The 736-nt window shown below is 48.9% G+C and carries 1 pseudogene; it reads right to left on the reverse strand.

Features of this window, described 5'->3' with window-relative positions:
• Nucleotides 1–734 (reverse strand): annotated as a pseudogene (locus LIZ87_RS22060) (argininosuccinate lyase); the annotation flags it as partial.
• Nucleotides 735–736: the final 2 nt, after the last annotated feature.

Below are 736 nucleotides of genomic sequence, written 5' to 3' on the forward strand. Positions count from 1 at the left end.
ACGTCAGCAGACCACTCAGCGATCATTGCGCCGTACTCGTCAAATGCATACTTCTTGCCGTTGATGGTCTTCTCTTTCTCCTGATTGCCGTTCTCAGCAGCCAGCTTCTTACCATTGGACTTGAAGTAGAACCAACGGCTCTGATCCTCGTCATCATTAAATACTGGTGCGATCTCCTTATAAGAATCAGCAGTTGCCTCATCATAAGTGATGTCCATCAGTAACCAGCCTGTGGTCATAGCACCGTCATCGGAATCGCCAAAGTAGTAGGTACCTTCCTTGAATGCATCGCCGTCTGTGTTGTCGATGCGCTCTGCGTTATCCTGATTAACCCATCCGAAGAGCATCTTACCTTCCTCATCGAATGCGTACTTCTTACCATTGATTGTCTTCAGAGCAACCTTGCTGTTGTCGCCATTCTTCAGAGCTTTACCATTAGCCTGGAAGTAGTACCAGTAATGATCTGGCTCATCATCCTCGCCGGCATCCTCGTTGTCGATAGCTACCCACTGATTGGAAGCCATAACACCGTTGATGTCAACATAGTAGTAGTTTCCGTCATCCTCGATGAGCTGATCGATTGCCATCTCACCGTTCTCATCCAGCCAGTACCAGCTGTTGCCGGACTTCTTCCAAGATTCTGTTGCTCTCTCGCCGTCACGGTTATAATATACCCATGTGCCGTCTTCCTCAGCCCAACCTGTAGCTGCGAAGGAGGTCATGGATGCACCGATAG

This window comes from Lacrimispora sp. 210928-DFI.3.58 (assembly GCF_020554865.1).
GTDB lineage: Bacteria > Bacillota > Clostridia > Lachnospirales > Lachnospiraceae > Enterocloster.